Annotated in this window: 13 protein-coding genes and 3 tRNA genes; 9 read left to right on the forward strand and 7 right to left on the reverse strand. The window is 41.0% G+C overall.

Annotation, left to right across the window (positions count from 1 at the left end):
* Positions 1-336: 336 nt before the first annotated feature.
* Positions 337-1,284 carry an endonuclease/exonuclease/phosphatase family protein gene (locus tag KEM09_RS01335; RefSeq protein ID WP_212224211.1) on the forward strand — a complete coding sequence of 316 codons (948 nt, stop codon included), beginning with the start codon at positions 337-339 and terminating at the stop codon, positions 1,282-1,284.
* 139 nt (positions 1,285-1,423) lie between these two features.
* Here KEM09_RS01335 and metK read toward each other — a convergent pair whose 3' ends face one another.
* Entirely contained in the window at positions 1,424-2,677 is a 1,254-nt protein-coding gene (metK, locus tag KEM09_RS01340) for a methionine adenosyltransferase (protein WP_212224221.1), read from the reverse strand.
* Positions 2,678-3,050: 373 nt separating this feature from the next.
* Between metK and KEM09_RS01345 the strand changes: the two genes are divergently transcribed.
* From KEM09_RS01345 to KEM09_RS01370, 6 genes are all read left to right on the forward strand, one after another.
* Positions 3,051-3,122 (forward strand) — tRNA-Glu (locus KEM09_RS01345).
* A gap of 37 nt (positions 3,123-3,159) precedes the next feature.
* Complete coding sequence (rpsT, locus tag KEM09_RS01350) at positions 3,160-3,411, forward strand: 30S ribosomal protein S20 (protein ID WP_212224229.1); 252 nt, start codon at positions 3,160-3,162, stop codon at positions 3,409-3,411.
* A gap of 11 nt (positions 3,412-3,422) precedes the next feature.
* Positions 3,423-3,494: transfer RNA gene (locus tag KEM09_RS01355), tRNA-Glu, on the forward strand.
* A gap of 32 nt (positions 3,495-3,526) precedes the next feature.
* A tRNA-Glu gene (locus KEM09_RS01360) sits at positions 3,527-3,598 on the forward strand.
* 93 nt (positions 3,599-3,691) lie between these two features.
* Positions 3,692-4,390, forward strand: a complete 699-nt coding sequence (gene radC / locus KEM09_RS01365; RefSeq protein ID WP_212224231.1) for a RadC family protein — start codon at positions 3,692-3,694, stop codon at positions 4,388-4,390.
* An 8-nt stretch (positions 4,391-4,398) separates the two neighbouring features.
* Positions 4,399-5,268, forward strand: a complete 870-nt coding sequence (locus tag KEM09_RS01370; RefSeq protein WP_212224239.1) for a hypothetical protein — start codon at positions 4,399-4,401, stop codon at positions 5,266-5,268.
* Positions 5,269-5,287: 19 nt separating this feature from the next.
* On the opposite strand, the gene KEM09_RS01375 is transcribed toward KEM09_RS01370, so the two are convergent.
* The 4 genes from KEM09_RS01375 to KEM09_RS01390 all read right to left on the reverse strand — a co-directional run bounded on the left by KEM09_RS01375 (position 5,288) and on the right by KEM09_RS01390 (position 8,838).
* Complete coding sequence (locus KEM09_RS01375) at positions 5,288-5,758, reverse strand: DUF4268 domain-containing protein (protein ID WP_212224241.1); 471 nt, start codon at positions 5,756-5,758, stop codon at positions 5,288-5,290.
* A 12-nt stretch (positions 5,759-5,770) separates the two neighbouring features.
* Positions 5,771-5,950 (reverse strand): hypothetical protein, encoded by a 180-nt coding sequence (locus KEM09_RS01380; RefSeq protein ID WP_212224243.1) that lies wholly within the window; start codon positions 5,948-5,950, stop codon positions 5,771-5,773.
* Positions 5,951-5,959: 9 nt separating this feature from the next.
* Complete coding sequence (locus KEM09_RS01385; RefSeq protein ID WP_212224245.1) at positions 5,960-7,180, reverse strand: hypothetical protein; 1,221 nt, start codon at positions 7,178-7,180, stop codon at positions 5,960-5,962.
* Positions 7,181-7,284: 104 nt separating this feature from the next.
* Complete coding sequence (locus tag KEM09_RS01390) at positions 7,285-8,838, reverse strand: methyl-accepting chemotaxis protein (protein WP_212224251.1); 1,554 nt, start codon at positions 8,836-8,838, stop codon at positions 7,285-7,287.
* Positions 8,839-9,066: 228 nt separating this feature from the next.
* Between KEM09_RS01390 and KEM09_RS01395 the strand changes: the two genes are divergently transcribed.
* Both KEM09_RS01395 and tpx read left to right on the forward strand, forming a co-directional pair.
* Positions 9,067-12,162 (forward strand): cytochrome c biogenesis protein CcsA, encoded by a 3,096-nt coding sequence (locus KEM09_RS01395; RefSeq protein ID WP_212224261.1) that lies wholly within the window; start codon positions 9,067-9,069, stop codon positions 12,160-12,162.
* A gap of 134 nt (positions 12,163-12,296) precedes the next feature.
* Entirely contained in the window at positions 12,297-12,794 is a 498-nt protein-coding gene (tpx, locus tag KEM09_RS01400) for a thiol peroxidase (RefSeq protein WP_212224263.1), read from the forward strand.
* 57 nt (positions 12,795-12,851) lie between these two features.
* Here the strand turns inward: tpx and KEM09_RS01405 are convergent, their stop codons facing one another.
* A complete protein-coding gene (locus tag KEM09_RS01405) occupies positions 12,852-14,144 on the reverse strand; it encodes a tetratricopeptide repeat protein (protein ID WP_212224265.1) in 1,293 nt (430 codons plus the stop codon).
* Positions 14,145-14,371: 227 nt separating this feature from the next.
* The gene (locus KEM09_RS01410) at positions 14,372-14,551 is read right to left on the reverse strand and encodes a hypothetical protein (protein WP_212224267.1); all 180 of its coding nucleotides are present in this window, start codon (positions 14,549-14,551) and stop codon (positions 14,372-14,374) included.
* Positions 14,552-14,635: the final 84 nt, after the last annotated feature.

A 14,635-nucleotide genomic window follows, 5' to 3' on the forward strand; every position in this document is an offset into this window, starting at 1 on the left:
TCGAAAGGACACTTCAATGCTGGATAAGGTATTGGACTAATTACAAATGTTGAAGTGTTGGTCTGCTATTTCTTATCGCTCATTATTAGTGTGTATTAATGATAAAAAAGAGCCGCCATAAATGGTCATTATTTACTGGCGCAGCTCTTTTTTAATGAGTATTAGCTTATTATTCTGCATTGGTGAGGTTTTGTAGATGGCTCATTACCAAATGCTAATAATTCAAATGCTTGATGTGTACTGTTTGAGGTTTACAGAAGTAAGTGTTCATTCTATTACTTCAGAATAAAATGAATGGACTAATTTAATTTATAGATGTTTAAAAAATACAGAACTATGAAAAATGCTCTATTGATTCTTATAATGTTTTGTACTATTGCTTGTTCTGAATCGAAAGAGGTGAGAGGTAACAATAATGTCCCACAACACAACGACACGATTAACATCATGTCATTTAACATGTGGCATGGAGGAGATGCCGGAGGACAAGCTTTGACTAAATCAATTGAGGTGATACGTGCGGCAAGGGGTGGAATAGTTGGTGTGCAGGAATCAGGTGGTTACGGAAATCCGCGTCCCGACAGGTCGGCCGAAATGGCCGGTAACATGGGCTGGCGGCAGGTTAATCAGGGCCACTTGGATGGCATAATGACGAAATATCAGATAACCGAAGTACTGGAAAGCCGAAAGGGCGTGAAGATTAAGCTGGATGATGATAAATATATATGGTTTTTCAACTGTCACCTTGCTTATATTCCCTACCAGCCCTATCAGTTAGCTAATAAGGAATATGGTGATTATCCATTTATCAGTACCGAAGAAGAGGCGATACAATGGGCGGCAGATACACGGCTACATCAATTAGAGGCTTATATCGCAGAAATTGATAAAGTGAAAAAAGAAGGTTGGCCAGTGGTATTAACAGGTGACTTTAACGAGCCTTCTCATTTAGACTGGACTCAACGAGCTGCTGATGCTAATGTTGTGCAACAAAAGGTGCAATGGCCTTGTACCAAAAGACTGTTTGATTATGGCTTTAAAGATGCTTTTAGAGCGGCTAATCCTGATGAGGTCAAGCGACCGGGTAAAACATGGTCGAGTATCGAAAGTCCTGGAGAAATTCACGATCGAATCGATTTTATCTTTGTGATGGGTGATCAGCTCAAATTACTCAAGTCTCAAACTGTAGGTGAACCAACATTAAAATCAGACATTCATGTAGTGGATTATCCCTCCGATCACCGGGCTGTTGTCGCGTCATTTAAATGGGTAGACGCTGAATAATGATAATTCATTAATTATTGATATTTGGCTAAATGCTGCATTAAGAAGGTAGTTATAGTGGTTAAGGTTTAAATAAGAAAGCCTTATTAGCAGATATTTTATCTATTAATAAGGCTTTCAGTATTTTCTTATGTGTTATTTAGATGCCAAATGCTTTTTTAATCACATCTACATAATCAAGCTTTTCCCAGGTGAATAATTCTACCTCCATTTCTTTACTGCCAAAATAAGGCGATTCAAACACCTTTTTAACGGTGCGGGGGGTGCGTCCCATGTGTCCGTAAGCTGCTGTTTCTTCATACATCGGGTGACGCAGTTTTAAACGTTCTTCGATTGCCGCCGGGCGCAGGTCGAATACTTCGGCTATTTTAACAGCGATCTCACCATCGCTCATTGCTACCTTAGAGGTTCCATATGTGTCAACAAAAACACCCACTGGTTGAGCAACACCAATAGCATATGAAAGCTGTACCAGTACTTCATCGGCCAAACCGGCAGCAACCATGTTCTTAGCCATATGACGTGATGCGTATGCGGCTGAACGATCTACTTTACTTGGATCTTTTCCTGAGAAAGCACCACCACCGTGTGCTCCTTTACCACCATATGTGTCAACAATAATCTTGCGACCAGTCAGGCCGGTGTCACCATGCGGTCCACCAATCACAAACTTACCCGTTGGATTAACATGTAAAATATAATCATCATCGAAAAGAGCTTGAACGCGTGCAGGCAACTTAGAAATAGTGCGCGGTATTAAAATATTACGCACATCATCCTTAATCTTAGCCAGCATTGGTTCATCTTCGTCAAATTCATCGTGCTGCGTTGATACTACAATGGTGTGTACGCGCTTTGGTTGATTGTCGTCGCCATATTCAATAGTTACCTGGCTTTTCGAATCAGGGCGCAAATAGGTCATTTCTTTACCACCTCGGCGAATGTCGGCCATTTCAATCAATAAGCGATGCGACAGCTCCAGTGAGATTGGCATATAGTCATCTGTTTCTTTTGATGCATAACCAAACATCATTCCCTGGTCGCCAGCACCTTGCTCCATTTTTTCTGTCCGGTCGACACCCTGGTTGATATCAGCCGATTGTTCGTGGATAGCTGATAATACGCCGCATGAGTCGCCATCAAAACGGTATTCGCTTTTGGTATATCCAATGCGGTTAATCACGCGTCGGGCCACTTCCTGCACATCAACATAGTGTTTAGAGTGCACTTCGCCAGCTAATACTACCTGGCCAGTTGTCACCAGTGTTTCGCAAGCGACTTTTGAGTTGGGGTCAAATGCCAAAAAATTGTCAAGTAAAGCATCTGAGATTTGATCTGCTACTTTGTCTGGATGTCCTTCAGAAACGGATTCTGATGTAAATAAATATCCCATATCATTTAAAAATAAAGTCTGTATAGTATACAGATGTACATTAAAACTAATTGATATGTGAAAAGGGGGAAGTACAAACGAGTTTTGCGTTTTAGCACTTTTTTTAAGTGGTTGCAATCAGCCAAATCCTTCCACTTTTCACTGATGCAAAATAACACATTTATAAAATCGTTTGCAAATAAAATAAGAGTTAAATGTCCTGATTAGAATCATAAAATCATGTAACTAACAGTTAGTGAATATTGAAGAAAGGGTATCGGATGGTGGTGTGTAATTTTTTCGATGTTTTTTGTAAAAAAAATTTGGAGGGATTTTAATTTGATATATCTTTGCATCCGCATTTGAGACAAACAACAAGGTCCAAAGGCAATAAGGTCCCTTCGTCTAGTGGTTAGGACGCAAGGTTTTCATCCTTGAAACAGGAGTTCGATTCTCCTAGGGACTGCGAAAATAAAAGATTAACAATTTTTAATTGTAGTACGATGGCAAATCATCAATCAGCGAAAAAGCGAATTCGTCAGATACAGAAGAGAAGACTTCACAACAAATACTATGCAAAAACTGCTCGTAATGCTGTGAAAACACTGAGAGGTACGTCTGAAAAAGAAGCAGCTCAGGAATTGCTTCCAAAAGTAGCTTCTATGCTTGATAAGCTTGCAAAGAGGAATATTATTCACAAGAATAAGGCTGCAAACTTAAAGTCAAAGTTAACTAAGCACGTTAACACACTTTAATAGCTGCTTAAGGTCCCTTCGTCTAGTGGTTAGGACGCAAGGTTTTCATCCTTGAAACAGGAGTTCGATTCTCCTAGGGACTGCATATAACTTTATAACCTGAAACAGGTCATAAGGTCCCTTCGTCTAGTGGTTAGGACGCAAGGTTTTCATCCTTGAAACAGGAGTTCGATTCTCCTAGGGACTGCAAAAGAGCTCTCCAATATGGAGGGCTTTTTTAATATCTGCATATTTACTTTCTCATATAGCCTCTTTATCTTTTTCTCATAAAAGAAAAAAGATGGAGACCTATCAACACCTCAGTATTAAAGAATGGGCCCTGGAGGATCGTCCCCGGGAGAAACTTATCAGTAAAGGACTTGCTTCGTTATCAGATGCCGAATTGTTAGCTATTTTAATTGGCTCGGGCAGTGCCAAGGAAAGTGCAGTTGAATTATCGAAAAAGATATTGCGCGACTGCAAGAATAATCTGCATACGCTCGGGAAAAAGTCAGTTAATGATTTAAAGACCGGTTATCACGGCATAGGCGAAGCGAAGGCAATAAGTATTGTGGCCTCTCTTGAGCTGGGGCGACGCCGTAAACTGCAGGAAACTGAGACGAGGCCAAAGATAAGTTGTAGTAAAGATGTCAGTAATATTTTCCAACCTATATTAGGCGACTTACATCATGAGGAATTTTGGTTGCTTATGCTGAATCGGTCAAACCAGGTGATAGCAAAAAACAAAGTGAGCCAGGGAGGTCTATCAGGTACCGTGATTGATGTCCGCCTCATTCTTAAATCGGCAATTGATCACCTGGCATCGTCCATTATTTTATGTCATAACCATCCGAGTGGTAATGTGCAGCCTAGTGATGCAGATACCAAGGTGACGAAAAAGATGAGTGAAGCAGGTCGTATTATGGATATTCCGGTATTGGACCATATCATTGTTACCGATGGGAGCTATTTTAGTTATGCTGATGAAGGCATGATATAAACAATTGTATGAATATTCGTCTGTTAAAACGTGAGAAGATTGATGAAGGGCGCTGGAGGGAATGTGTTCAGACTGCTTCAAATGGCAATGTGTTTGCGCAAGTTTGGTTGCTTGATTTGATATGCCCAGAATGGGAAGCGATTGTGGCAGGTGATTACGACGCCGTTTTGCCAATTCCTGTAAAACGAACCTGGGGTATTAAACATGTTTATCGTCCTGAGATAGTGCCCTATATTGGTATTGTCAATAAGGTGCCCATCGATTTTGATGTTTATCGTCAAATGCTGGAAGCGATACCTTATGCGAATATTCATTTGTTGATGAATGCGCATAATAAGCTACCCAATGGTATGGCAAAAAAGAAATATGAATTTCGATATGTCGTATTGGACCTGATAAGTGATGTTGAGCGTTTAAAAAACAGTTTTAGTAGGGATTTGGTTCAGGTTATGGAGCTATACGACAGTAAGCAATTGACGGTGGTGAGAGCATTGGATGTAAGTAGCTACCTCATGTTTGCACAGACCAATAAGCAACTGAGTCCTTATATGCATCGTTTACTTACGAAACTTATACCTTTTGCGTTGAGGTATAAAAGTGCTGGTTTATATGCGGCCTATGATGCCCATAACCAGATGATGGCAGGAGCTTTTCTTCTCAAGTCAAAGACTAGCCTCATTTTACTGCATTGTGCCTCACCAGAGGTTGACAATATTGGTGTGAAGGCCATCGTGTACCATATTATTAAGAATAATCCGGTATCCAACCTTACACTTGAGTTTCCTTTCTGCAGTAATAACATCGGTACAAGTTTCTCATCAACAGAACATATTTGTTTGGGTTACAAAAAAGGTCTATCGCAATGGATAGACCTTTAGTATTTTGTTGTTAAAGATATTATTGCCCCAGCTCATCGTGCAAAAGGAAATCTTTTACTTCCAGAAATGCTTTCTCCAATCGTATCATCCGGTCAATCATAAATTTCATAACATCGGGCCATTGTTCCTGTTGGTACAGATCGGCCGGAGCAAATTCTTCATATACACGACATACGTCTCTTCCTTCGTCCTTTGTATACAAATAGTCCCATTCTAATGTGCCACCATATGTTGACTCGAATATACTTTTACAAGCTTCCAATTTTTCGTAGAGCTTTAATCGACGTTCTTCAGAGCGATGGTTTATTTCCAGGGCCACAATTGCCCGCTCGCGATTGATATCAAAGCGTAAATCAATCCCTTTAATACCAGTATCATCAAATAGCCATTTGATTTTTTTCCCTTTTTGGCCGGGTATACGTCGGGTGCGATTTTCCAACTTGTGCCAGAATAATTGCCTGATTTGTTTGGCTTCCTCTTTTGAAAACATGCCTGTTAATGTTTAATCCTCGTCAGATGGGTTGTTATTCTTTTTATTAACAAGCAACAAAAATAGCAGATATGCAGCACCTGTGCCAATCAATAACAGACTAACTATCTCCATGATGCCTTTTGTGCTATGAATCATGCCAAAGCCGGCAATAATCATCAGTATGGCTATAACTGCTAGTTTTTGTTTCATTTTGCAGGATTAGAAGGTGTAACGCATGCTGGCTGTCAGGCGATTATTTGTATAGTCGGTGGTGTCAACAGGCTTGGCATACTCATCGTAGTCATTGCCATAGGCAGCCACCACATACATCCATTCAAGACCAAACCAAATTTTAGGACTAGCCATAAACTTTACACGAGGAATAATAGAATACATGTTGGCGATATCTCCACCTATGTTGTATCCGGCCAAAGGCGTTGCCTTATCAATCGCACCCAGGTTCTCGGTATAACCAACCAGGATACCAGGTTTTACTTTTTTAGCATTTGATTCTAAATCAGCCCAGAATGAGAAGTTCTTAATCGCCGTATACTCGCGTTCAGGGGTAGCATTAGCTTTCTCAGCAAAACCACCCAGCATCACAATATTTGACATGCCGGCTGTATACAAGGCTTCTGTTTTAAAGGTAACAGCACCGAAATCTTTTTTAACTGAACCGGCAACATAATGGCCTTTGGCCAACTCCTTTGTTTCGATGTTGGTGTTTGGATCTTTAAGTGCCGGGCGTAAGGCTTTCAGCCCCCCCGTAAAAGCGGCAAAAAATCCGTTTGTTTTATATTTAAACTGAAGTGTAGCTTCGGGGCGCAGCGAGTTTTCGGCTGCTTTAACCATCCCTTTATCCAGGAAGTCATTCTGCGACATTAAAAAACCAATGACTTCCAGCTTATCAGTTAGCTGATGTCCAAGGCGTATCATAGGTTGGCGGTTAAGCGGGTGGTATGGCGTACCACAACTCAGGTTAACTGTGCTGGCAAAATTCTCGGTGATAAATAGCGGGTGCCAGTACTGACCAAATAATAAGCTTGTTTTATCCCAGTTTAAGCGTATAAAAGCATGACGCAAACGGAAGTAAACATCCTGCGAACCTGAGCGGTCACCCAAAAAGTCACCTTCCATAAATGCGAAGCTTTTAGCGCCAAACATGTCGGGACCTGATACGCCAATGTTAAAACGGCTATAGGCTGCATCTATATCATAGGACGCATTGTCATTAATATCATTACCTGCATCATCCAGATCAGCAGGTTTGGGAAACAGGTAGATGTTTCCGTTTCGGGCAATCACACTTTGTCGAGTGTCCATAAAAGCGTTAACACCAACAAAGCCATGTATCTCAACTTTAAAAGGTTTGGTTTCTTCCTGAGCGATTACTAACGAACTAATAATTACAGCAGTTAGTATAGAGAGAATTTTTTTCATTACGTATTTCTTATCTTCCTTAGTTCTTTGTGAAAAACGTTGCAAAGCAACAAAAAAGCTTGTAGCTGTGCAAACCTCTTATGGCCATATATCTATGACTTATGTTACTTAATTTTAAAAAATGAGATGCTTTCGTTTAATACCTCAGACTGGCGTGACAGCTCTTCTGAGCTGGAGGCCATTTCCTCAGATGATGCCGAATACTCAGAAGTAATGCTGACTAACGACTGGATGGCGCTGTTGATATGATTGGCACCTGCTTCCTGTTCCTTGCTCGAAGCCAGAATCTCTCGAATCATCTGGATGATATTGGCTATCTCGGGTAGTAACTCTTCCATGGCCTGCCACGACTTTTCTGCAATCTCGAGGCTGTTGACTGATAAATCATCAATTTCGCCTGCAGCAGTTTGTGTTACTTCCGATAGCTTGCGCACCTCACCTGCTACTACCGAAAAACCACGACCAGCTTCTCCGGCACGGGCTGCTTCAACCGAAGCATTCAGTGCCAGCAGGTTGGTTTGCACGGCTATTTCTTTGATGACAGCCACCTTAGACGTGATGCTCTGCATGGCTTCCAGGTTCCGTTTTACGGTTTCCTGCAGCTGATTGATCCCTTTTTCTGCTTTTCCGGCTGTTATTTCAGTACGGCTTGCATTGTTGGCATTCGATTGAATATTTGATACCATCTCTTCCACGGAAGACGATATTTCTTCGGTGGAGGCCGCTTGTGATGTAGCTCCGTTGGAGATGTGCTCGGCAGATTGAGCCATTTGTTCGCTGGCTGCCAGTACATTGCCAGAGCCCTCGATTATCTCGCCCATAATTTCTTTAAGCTTAGTAATCGTTTGCTGAATAGAGGCCTGTAAGACACCAATTTCGTCATTGTCTGTTTTTGACACGGTAATCATCAGATTACCTCCGGCAATCTCCTCAGTGGCTTTGGATAGAGTTACTAACTTCGCAGCGAATCTTCGTCCAATAACAATAATAATTACTGAAAAAAGCACTAAAACACCCAGTACAATCAGGATATCAGTGAGAATTGCTTTTTTAAGCTGATTCAGGCGATCGATTCTTTCTGTTTCAATCGCTTTATCAATATCGTCAATATAGTTCCCCGTACCAACAACCCAGTCAAAGGGTTCAAAATAGGCCGAGTAGCTACGCTTAGGCGACGCTTCAGTTTCTCCGGGGCGCGGGAACCAGTATTCGGTATAGCCATCTCCATTGATAGATGACTGGATAATATCCTGGATGAGATAATTCCCTTTGGCATCCTGCAGGTTCCATCGGCTTTTGCCTTCTACATCTGTTTTACCCAGGAGTACCACATTGACACCTTCCTTAGTATCCACCCAAAAATAGCCGTCGTCACCATACCTTAATTGTCGTATAATGTTAGCCGCCAGTAGAGTGGCCTCTTCGGTTGAAAGACTATCCATTTCTACTTCACGTTTGATGCTGTTTAACAGGCTGATGACGGTTTCTACCTCATGCTTAACCAGTTCATCAAAGTCATTGCGCATCATGGCTTCAAGTTTAACTAACTCTTGCTGTTGCGACTTATAATTAATGTAAATGGAAGGTATGGCTATTGACATGGCCAATATCAATAGCATTGTCACCGAGAACACGATGATTTTCGTTGTTAGTTTCATTTTATCCTTGTTATATTCCCAGTGCAACTTTACGACACCTGTACACAAAAGGTTATAATTTTTGACAAAACAAATCAGTGTAGATAACTCCTAAATAAGCATTGGTCGAAATAGCAAGGGGAAGTAAAAAATTATCGAATAAATTTCAGATTTATTGGTCTTATTTACTATTTTGAAGTCGTTTTGCGAGTTACAAAAGTTAATGATTGAAAATCCAATTAATAAGATATGAAAAAACTAATTGAGTTCCTGACTGCCTATTGGCTAATGGGTAGTTTATTGCTATTTCTGGGTGCTGTATTAGGCGTCGCTACATTTATTGAAAATGATTTTGGAACCAATGCATCTAAAGCTTTGGTTTATAATACCTGGTGGTTTGAACTGGTGTTTGTTTTGTTGGCTATTAACATGGTTGGCAACTTGCTTAAGTTTAAAACATTCAGTTTGAAGAAACTGCCGGCATTGGTTTTTCACCTGTCTTTTTTGTTGATAATAGTGGGTGCAGCCATAACGCGTTATGCCGGATACGAAGGAATGATGCATATTCGTGAAGGTGAAGAGTCGAGCACCATCTTGTCAAGTGACCAGTTTGTTAATGTTAAGGTAACAGCTGATGCTTATGAGAAGGAGGATGAAGAACATGTACTTTATTCTATTGTTAGTCCACATGAATATTCAGCGGCTTTCTCAACCCCAAAAGGCAAATTGAAGCTGAGAAGTGAATTGTTCATCCCCCAGGCTATGTCACGTTCGGTAGAAAAGCCAGGTGGCAAACCATCCATCAACCTAGTGCTTTCAGCGGCCTCGGGGCGTCAGGAGTTTTCGTTATTTGAGGGTGATGAAGTGCAGGTGGGGAAGCATCGAATTGCATTTAACCCTGCGAAGGAAGACGGGCAAACCATTGTTTTGAGTGTGGCCGATGGTATACCTTATTACAAACCATCGGTTGATGCTAGTATGATGCAGATGCAAACAGGTACTACCCAAACTTTTGCTGCTGATTCGGTTCATCAGTTGTTTAATGGGGTATTGTATAGTGTGGCCGATTTACGTATGGTGCTATCCAGTTTTGTTGAGAGTGCGGTAATAGAACCAGTATCTGTTGAAGGTAATCAGGGGCGAGGCTTACCCGATGCCATCAAGTTTGTGGCAGAGCTGGGCGATAAACGAAAAGACTTCTTTGTTTTTGGACAGAAAGATGTGTTGGGCAAACCATATACCGAAGAAATTGATGGTGTTAAATTCACTGTGACCTATGGTGCTAAGAATATACATATACCGTTCTCCCTGCATTTGAATAAGTTCGAGCTGGACAGGTACCCTGGCAGTGAAAGCCCGAGTTCATTTGCTTCTGAAGTAACCCTGATGGATGAGCGTACCGGCCTTAAAGAAGATAGACGCATCTTTATGAATAATATTTTAAACTATCATGGCTATCGATTCTTCCAGTCGTCGTATGATATGGATGAAAAAGGCACAGTGCTATCCGTTAACCGCGATTGGTGGGGAACACTATTGACCTACGCTGGTTACTTATTGTTAACCCTGGGCATGTTTGCCGCATTAATAGCGCCTAACACACGTTTCCGTCAGTTAATTAACCGTACCTCTGAAATCTATAAGAAAAAACAAACCCTGGCTCTATTCCTGGCCCTTTTTATTGGTTCAACGGCTTATGCCAATGAATTAAATCCTCCGCATAATATCAGTCAGGAAACGGCTGATGCCTTCGGACAATTATGGGTGCAGGATAATGGAGGTAGAATAAAGCCACTTAATACGCTTAACAGTGAAGTTGTGCGCAAGCTGGCCAAGCACCATACCTTTAAAGGTTGGTCGGCCGACAGGGTGGTGCTGAGTATGATGATTGATCCTGCGTATTGGCAAACCGTACCGATGATTACCGTTAAGCACGATGAGCTGAAAAGTCAGTTGCAGATAAGTGGTAAGAAGGCGAGGTTTCAGGACTTTTTTACGCCAAAGGGCGAGTATAAAATACGTAAACTCGTCGAAGATTCTTATCGTAAGCGCCCGGCTTATCGGAATAAACTGGAGCAAGAGGCCGTAAAGGTGGATGAGCAGATTAATGTGTTCTATATGTCGCGAATGGGTAGTTTTCTGAAATTATTCCCGCAGCCTACTGACTCTCATGAACCATGGCTGATTCCCGGGGCCAAATCAGAAGGATTCACGCACGAAGATAGTCTGCTGGTTCGTAATTTATTCGGAATGTACCTGGAAGCCATTAGTTCGGGCAATAAGGCTGATGAGCAAAGCTATATAACCGCCATTGCCAATTATCAGATTAAATATGGTGAGGATATTCTGCCTTCTGAAGCCAAGAAGAGCATTGAGATTTTCTATAACAACAGCTCATTATTTATGAGTTTAATGCCATACTTTTTAGTATTGGGATTGATATTGTTGTTTTTCCAGCTGGTTAAACTGGTGAATCCTAAGTGGCAGTTTAAATGGATATTACGGGGTGGGTTGATCCTTATTGTACTGGCCTTTGTATTCTACACAGCAGGATTAGCCATTCGCTGGTATATATCAGGGCATGCACCCTGGAGTAATGGCTATGAGTCGATGTTGTATATAGGGTGGAGTACCTTGCTGGCTGGTTTATTATTCAGTAAGCAAAGTCCAATTGCTCTATCGGTCACCTCATTTTTCGCCGGTATTATCCTGATGGTAGCTCACCTTAGCTGGATGAACCCGGAAATTACCAATCTGGTGCCGGTTCTAAAGTCATACTGGTTAACCATTCACGTGGCCATTATTGTTGCCAGTTATGGCTTCCTGGCTTTGGGTGCATTATTGGGATTCCTGAACCTGATATTATTTGGTGTTAAGTCACCAAAGAACAATAAAGCCTTTTCGCTCACAATTGAAGAGCTATCAGCCATCAGTGAGATGAGTATGACGGTGGGACTGTACCTGCTAACGATCGGTGCCTTTTTAGGCGGTGTGTGGGCTAACGAGTCATGGGGACGTTATTGGGGCTGGGATCCAAAAGAAACCTGGTCGGCAGTTACCATATTAGTATATGCGTTTATCGTACACATGCGCTTTATCCCTGGTATGCGAGGTTTAACCACTTTCAACTTCTGGTCTTTAATAGGATTTAGCTCTGTAATTATGACATATTTGGGTGTTAACTACTATCTGGCTGGTATGCATTCATATGCCAAGGGAGATCCGGTGCCAATACCTGCATTTGTTTACTATACCATTGTTGTGGTGGCTGTGGTATCGTTCTTTGCCTACTACAATGAAGCGAAGGTGCAAAAGGCCATTAAGGCCGAAAAAGAAGCAGATTAAAAAGACTTACTAAGTGTAACATTATCATTGAAATGACTGATGACATTTTGGTTGTCAGTCATTTTTTTTGAATTTTCAGCAAACAATCTATTCAAACACGTTGTTTAGGAATCATAACAAAATTATAGAACAAAATGGCAAAAATTACATTTAAAGGTTCGCCAGTTAGTACAGCAGGCGATCTTCCAAGAGTAGGAGCAGAAGCACCAGATTTCTCGCTGGTAAAAACTGATTTAAGCGAAGTGTCTTTATCTGATTACAAAGGCAAAAAAGTAGTATTAAATATATTCCCAAGTGTAGATACTGGTGTTTGTGCAGCATCAGTGCGCCGTTTCAATGCCGAAGCCTCGAAGCAGGACAATACGATTGTTTTATGCGTCTCGCGAGACTTGCCTTTTGCTCATGCACGTTTCTGTGGAGCTGAAGGGCTGGAAGATGTAGTCTCATTATCTGAATATAAAGATGAAGTATTCAGCCAGAATTATGGCGTTAAGATGGTAGACGGACCTTTGGCTGGGTTATTGTCACGTGCTGTTGTGGTAGTGGACGAAAATGGAAAAGTTACCCATAGTGAGCAGGTAGATGATATAGTTAACGAACCTGACTATGAGGCTGCTTTAAAAGCATTATAATTAGTTGTTTAGTTTTACTCTCGAATTGAATAAGGCTGCTCGAGAGAGCAGCCTTATTTAGTTGATGCCATTTTTAAAGAAGTCTTCTTCAATAAGATTATTGAGTCGGTTACTGGCCACTTTTTTGAGTTTGATGGCATATAATTCATTGCCTTTTTTCGGATTGAGGTCTTCAGGCAGGGCATCAATAAATTGTTGATATAGCTCTTTGGCCTTCGCAGCATCCTTCAGCTGGTAGTCATATATCGATGCCTGACGATATAAGTATTGGTGATTGGAAGGCGCATAGATATAAGCCTTATTGTAGTAATTGATGGCCATTTGATAGTGTCCGGTATCAAAATGCATCATGGCCAGTTTCAGATTAGTTTTTTCCATCAACACAGGAGAAGGTTTAATTAACTCCTGAGCTATCAACAGAAATATCTTACCATCAAGTGGCTGGTTCGACTGCCCCAATGAAGCACCTAAAAAGAAGGCAACTTCAGGATCATCGTCTTTTAACTTAATGGCTGACTTCAGGTAATTGGTGGCATTATCAAAGTTTTCGAGACGGTACGATGCTATACCCAAGTGTTTTTTAGTCAGAAATGAGCTGTCGCCCTGCGCTTCAAGGCGCTTGAACAAGACCATTACATTATGGTTTGAGCCATTTTTAAAATTGGCCATACCTGCAAGCAGCAGAAAGTTTTTGTTGTTCTCCAGTCGTTCAATATAAGGCACGCACAAGTCGTGGCATTCTACATATTGCTTATCGCTATAGTAAAGGTTGGCTAGTTTTAAGGCCACCTTCTGATTATTAGGGTGAGCCTGCAATATCATTTGATAAGTGGCAATAGCATGGCTGGTCTGCTTGGTTTTTTCATAAGACTCAGCCAGAAACAGGTTGATGTTGTAATTGCTGGAATCTTGTTGAGTGTATTTTTTTAGTAGTTCAACATTGGCCTTATATTCCTTATAAAAATGATTGACTTCAGCATACCTCAGCAGATTAACGGTATTTGCAGGGGCCTGCTGATAGGTATTTTTAATGATTGGCAATGCTTTTGTGTAGTTGCCTGTGTTGAGGTAGCAACGACAGAGTAGGTCAAGCTGCTGGGAGTTGAGCATTGCTGATGTATTGGTTAAGCATTGGATAGCTTTATCAGGGAAGCCTAGCTGTTGATAGGCTAGCGCAAGGTAATATGATTCCGGAAAACTCAGGCTTTGAGATTTTGGTTCGAGCTGTTTAATGATAGCGTCGTATTGCCCCTCGGCCAGCAGGAATTGAGGAGATGATTGTGCATTAATACTGACTTGTAAGGTGCATAAAAAGATGGCTGTAATGAAGAATTTGGGTTTAAGGATCATGATCTTATTGTTTTATTATTCAAATATAACTAAAAAGTTAGTTGAATAACAAGTGTAAAGTAGAATTTGTAATACCTTATCCCTTGGCAGTACATTTAATGAGTCCTCCTTTTTTAAAAGCGGATTAATGATAAACAAAAAGGTTGCAAACCATTACGGCCGGCAACCTTCGAGTATATACGGAGTCACGAATATCGACTCAGAGTATTCATTTAATTCCAATTCACTTATGGAAGTGGTTGTGTAGCTTCTGGATTCCAGATTGGATGATCAGCTTCTGGATGATAAATTGGATTTTCAACAGATGGTCCATCTGGATCGATGTACTTGTCATCGCTGCTGCATGATGTTAAACTTAAACCTACAATAAAAAGACTTACAGCGAAAATTGATTTTAATGCTTTCATGACTCAAACATTTAATTGATTATACTTTGTTAATTTTTACATCACAAAGATGTTGTGAATCTGTAAGTTCTAAAATCCCATTTC

It is taken from the genome of Carboxylicivirga mesophila, assembly GCF_018271975.1.
Lineage (GTDB): Bacteria > Bacteroidota > Bacteroidia > Bacteroidales > Marinilabiliaceae > Carboxylicivirga > Carboxylicivirga mesophila.

What these genes read in the sequence shown, in the direction of transcription:
- KEM09_RS01390 (WP_212224251.1), bottom strand. Translation starts at nt 8,838, where the DNA reads ATGAAACTAACAACGAAAATCATCGTGTTCTCGGTGACAATGCTATTG.
- rpsT (WP_212224229.1), top strand. Translation starts at nt 3,160, where the DNA reads ATGGCAAATCATCAATCAGCGAAAAAGCGAATTCGTCAGATACAGAAG.
- KEM09_RS01405 (WP_212224265.1), bottom strand. Translation starts at nt 14,144, where the DNA reads ATGATCCTTAAACCCAAATTCTTCATTACAGCCATCTTTTTATGCACC.
- KEM09_RS01375 (WP_212224241.1), bottom strand. Translation starts at nt 5,758, where the DNA reads ATGTTTTCAAAAGAGGAAGCCAAACAAATCAGGCAATTATTCTGGCAC.
- metK (WP_212224221.1), bottom strand. Translation starts at nt 2,677, where the DNA reads ATGGGATATTTATTTACATCAGAATCCGTTTCTGAAGGACATCCAGAC.
- KEM09_RS01335 (WP_212224211.1), top strand. Translation starts at nt 337, where the DNA reads ATGAAAAATGCTCTATTGATTCTTATAATGTTTTGTACTATTGCTTGT.
- KEM09_RS01380 (WP_212224243.1), bottom strand. Translation starts at nt 5,950, where the DNA reads ATGAAACAAAAACTAGCAGTTATAGCCATACTGATGATTATTGCCGGC.
- tpx (WP_212224263.1), top strand. Translation starts at nt 12,297, where the DNA reads ATGGCAAAAATTACATTTAAAGGTTCGCCAGTTAGTACAGCAGGCGAT.
- KEM09_RS01385 (WP_212224245.1), bottom strand. Translation starts at nt 7,180, where the DNA reads ATGAAAAAAATTCTCTCTATACTAACTGCTGTAATTATTAGTTCGTTA.
- KEM09_RS01410 (WP_212224267.1), bottom strand. Translation starts at nt 14,551, where the DNA reads ATGAAAGCATTAAAATCAATTTTCGCTGTAAGTCTTTTTATTGTAGGT.
- radC (WP_212224231.1), top strand. Translation starts at nt 3,692, where the DNA reads ATGGAGACCTATCAACACCTCAGTATTAAAGAATGGGCCCTGGAGGAT.
- KEM09_RS01370 (WP_212224239.1), top strand. Translation starts at nt 4,399, where the DNA reads ATGAATATTCGTCTGTTAAAACGTGAGAAGATTGATGAAGGGCGCTGG.
- KEM09_RS01395 (WP_212224261.1), top strand. Translation starts at nt 9,067, where the DNA reads ATGAAAAAACTAATTGAGTTCCTGACTGCCTATTGGCTAATGGGTAGT.